The following is a 3,395-nucleotide window of genomic DNA, read 5'->3' as shown; positions in this document are numbered from 1 at the left end:
GCGCCGGTGCCCGAGAAGCCGCCGCCGTCGACGACCCGGTGGCACAGGGCCTGCGAGCGCGCGGAGACGATGGGCCCGCGGTTGAGGGAGGCCACGGCCACGGACGCGTTGTCGATGATCCGGTTGATGACCATGTCCACGACCTCGGGCTCCACGGCCACCGGGTCGGTCGCGACGCTCGCGAGCTTGTGGGCGAGCTGCTCCTCGCGGGGCAGTTCCTCCTTGGACGAGTATGTGCGCACGGTGTGTTCGACGGTCACGGGCGTTCCTTTCGCTGCGAGGTGTCTCTGGGATGTCTCCGCGGGCTTGCGGATGGTTCGTGGGGCGTACGCCCCGGTCAGGAGGCCTCCGGGCGGGCCCGCGCGAGCGCGGGGGAGCCGAGGGCCTTGCTCAGGGCGTTCTTCAGGTGCACGCGCGTGGTCGCGACGGCCAGGGGTGCGTCCCCGTGCGCGATCGCGCGGGCGATCGCCTCGTGTTCGGCGGCCGCGGCGGCCAGCCGCTGCGGATCGGAGGTGGCGAGCCGGCGCACGCGGGCGAGGTGCAGACGCACGTTCTCGAGGGCCTGTTGCAGGTAGGGGTTGCCCGCGGCGGCGTCGATCTGTTCGTCCATGCGGTCCACGAGATCGTAGTACGCAGGGTGGTCGGGGTCGTCCGAGAGCCGCTCCGCTGCGTGGGACAGTTCGTCCGCGAGCGCTCGGAACGTTTCGGGGTTGCCGCGCTGGGCAGCGAGTTCGGCGGCCCGGCAGTCGAGCGTGTCGCGTAGTTCGTAGAGGGCGCGCACGTCGTCCGCAGACAGGGCGCTGACGACGACACCGCGGCCGTTGTGCGGCTCGGTGAGCCCGTCCGCGGTGAGCCGGGACAGCGCTTCGCGCACGGGGGTGCGGGAGATGCCGAGCCGTTCGGAGAGGTCCACTTCGCCCAGGACCTGCCCGGGGACCAGGCGCCACGACACGATGTCCGCGCGCAGTTCGCGGTAGGCACGCTCACCCGCTCGCATGGCTCCTCCTGAAGATCGAAAGTTCTTTCAGTGTATACACGAGCCCGTCATGCGCCAAGAGTTTTCCGGGACTGAAGAGGAAGTTACGCGTCGTGTGTATACAAAGCTCTTGTTTTGTGTGATCAGGGACACTATCCTGGTGGCACCGATCCTCACCACGACCACCCGCGGAGGAAGCCATGTCCGAGGCCACGTACGCATCCGTCTACCGTTCCAGCGTGGAGGACCCCGAGCGGTTCTGGCTCGACGCCGCCGACGCCGTGGACTGGGTGAGCCCACCCACCCGCGCACTCGACGACTCCGCCGCACCCCTCTACCGGTGGTTCCCGGACGGGGAGCTCAACACGTGCGTCAACGCCGTGGACCGTCACGTGGCCGCGGGGCACGGGGAACGCACGGCATTGATCTACGACTCCGCCGTGCTGGACACCCAGGAACACATCACGTACGCGCAGCTGCAGGAGCGCGTGGCCCGCTTCGCCGGCGCGCTCGCCGCCCAGGGTGTGACCAAGGGGGACCGGGTACTGCTCTACATGCCCATGATCGCGGAGTCCCTGATCGCGATGCTCGCGTGCGCGCGACTGGGTGCGGTGCACTCCGTCGTGTTCGGGGGTTTCGCCCCCAAGGAACTGGCGAGCCGGATCGACGACTCCGCCCCGGTGGTCGTCGTCACCGCGTCCGGTGGCGTGGAGCCCAAGCGCCGGATCGAGTACCTGCCCGCGATCGAGGAGGCCCTGCAGTTGAGCGACCACGCGCCGTCGGCGGTGCTCGTGCACGAACGGGACGGTTTCGTCACGACCGTGGCCCAGGCGCGCGAGCGGGCCGGCGACGGCGGGCCCGCGTGGCTGTCGTGGACCGAGGCGCAGGACGGCGTGACGCCCGCGGAGCCCGTGACGGTCAAGGCCACCGACCCGCTCTACATCCTCTACACCTCCGGCACCACGGGCACCCCCAAGGGCGTGGTGCGGGACAACGGCGGGCACGCGGTGGCCTTGAGCTGGTCCATGCGCAACATCTACGACATCGGCGCCGGGGACGTGATGTGGACCGCCTCGGACGTGGGATGGGTCGTGGGCCACTCCTACATCGTCTACGGGCCCCTGTTGGCCGGCGCGACCACCGTGGTCTACGAGGGCAAGCCCGTGGGCACCCCGGACGCCGGGGCCTTCTGGAAGCGCGTGGCCGAGCACGGGGTCAAGGTGCTGTTCACCGCCCCCACGGCGTTGCGCGCGATCCGCAAGGCCGATCCGCAGGGGGACCTGGTGCGCGACTACGACATCTCCTCGCTGCAGACGCTGTTCGTGGCCGGTGAGCGACTGGACCCGGAGACCCACCGCTGGGCCTCGGACGTGCTCGGGGTGCCCGTGGTGGACCACTGGTGGCAGACCGAGACCGGGTGGGCCATCTGCGCCAACCCCTTCGGGATCGAGAAGCTGCCAATAGTGTCGGGCTCGCCCACGGTCCCCGTGCCCGGGTTCAACGTGGAGATCCTCGACCCCGTGGGTGAGCCGCTGGGTCCGGGGGAAGAGGGCAACATCGCGGTTCGGCTGCCCCTGCCGCCGGGCACCCTGGTGACCCTGTGGCGCAACGACGAGCGGTTCGTGTCCTCCTACCTCTCGGCGTTCCCGGGATACTACGCCACGGGGGACTCGGGCTACATCGATGAGAACGGGTACGTGTTCGTGATGGGCCGCACCGACGACGTCATCAACGTCTCCGGGCACCGGTTGTCCACGGGGCACATGGAGCAGGTCGTGGCGACCCACCCGGACGTGGCCGAGTGCGCGGTGATCGGTGTGAACGATCCCCTCAAGGGTCAGCGCCCCAGCGGGTATGTGGTGCTCAAGACCGGATCGGACATCGAACCCCAGAAGCTGCGCGAGGACCTCGTGGGCATGGTGCGTTCGCAGATAGGGCCCGTGGCGGACTTCAAGGACGTGGCCGTGGTGGACGCACTGCCCAAGACCCGCTCGGGGAAGATCCTGCGCAAGACCATGCGTCAGATGGCGGACGGGGAGAAGTACACGGTGCCCTCGACCATCGAGGACGATTCCGTACCTGAGGCGCTGCACGCCGTGCTGGCACCGCGCGAGCAGGGGTAGCGGCTCGCGCGGACCGACAGGATCCGCGCGGGCATTCGGCAGTCGCGTAGACACTCTGACTCCGCACAAACACTCCCCGTCCGCGCGGTCAAGGACCGCTCGCGGGGTGTTGCCACCCGCCGTCCGGTGACTCGGCACGTGCGGTGGACGGGGACCCAGGCCCTTGCCCTGAGTACGAGCAGACGGCTCGTGGCTCTGGAAGTCCTGCGCGGCCTGGCGATCCTGGGCACCCTGTTGACCAACATCTGGCTCTTCTCGAGCTCGTCCGTAAGCAGGGCGGATTCAACTGGTCGTCG

The 3,395-nt window shown here is 69.4% G+C and carries 2 protein-coding genes and 1 pseudogene; 1 reads left to right on the top strand and 2 read right to left on the bottom strand.

What is annotated here, in order from left to right:
- A pseudogene (locus tag B3I25_RS01675) lies at positions 1–260 on the bottom strand (MmgE/PrpD family protein); the annotation flags it as partial.
- Positions 261–337: 77 nt separating this feature from the next.
- The gene (locus B3I25_RS01670; RefSeq protein ID WP_206398895.1) at positions 338–997 is read right to left on the bottom strand and encodes a GntR family transcriptional regulator; all 660 of its coding nucleotides are present in this window, start codon (positions 995–997) and stop codon (positions 338–340) included.
- 179 nt (positions 998–1,176) lie between these two features.
- On the opposite strand from B3I25_RS01670, the gene B3I25_RS01665 reads away from it, so the two are divergent.
- Positions 1,177–3,099, top strand: coding sequence for a propionyl-CoA synthetase (locus B3I25_RS01665; RefSeq protein ID WP_286737615.1), 1,923 nt, complete (start codon positions 1,177–1,179; stop codon positions 3,097–3,099).
- The last annotated feature ends 296 nt before the right edge of the window (positions 3,100–3,395 follow it).

The sequence above is a fragment of the Kocuria sp. UBA1838 genome (genome assembly GCF_002338785.1).
In the GTDB taxonomy this organism is placed as follows: Bacteria; Actinomycetota; Actinomycetes; order Actinomycetales; family Micrococcaceae; genus Kocuria; species Kocuria marina.
The sequence above is the reverse complement of the archived record's forward strand: the minus strand, read 5'-3'. Positions and strand labels throughout refer to the sequence as shown.

Excerpts from the sequence above, each read along its gene's own strand:
- B3I25_RS01670 (WP_206398895.1), bottom strand. The coding sequence starts at position 997 with ATGCGAGCGGGTGAGCGTGCCTACCGCGAACTGCGCGCGGACATCGTG.
- B3I25_RS01665 (WP_286737615.1), top strand. The coding sequence starts at position 1,177 with ATGTCCGAGGCCACGTACGCATCCGTCTACCGTTCCAGCGTGGAGGAC.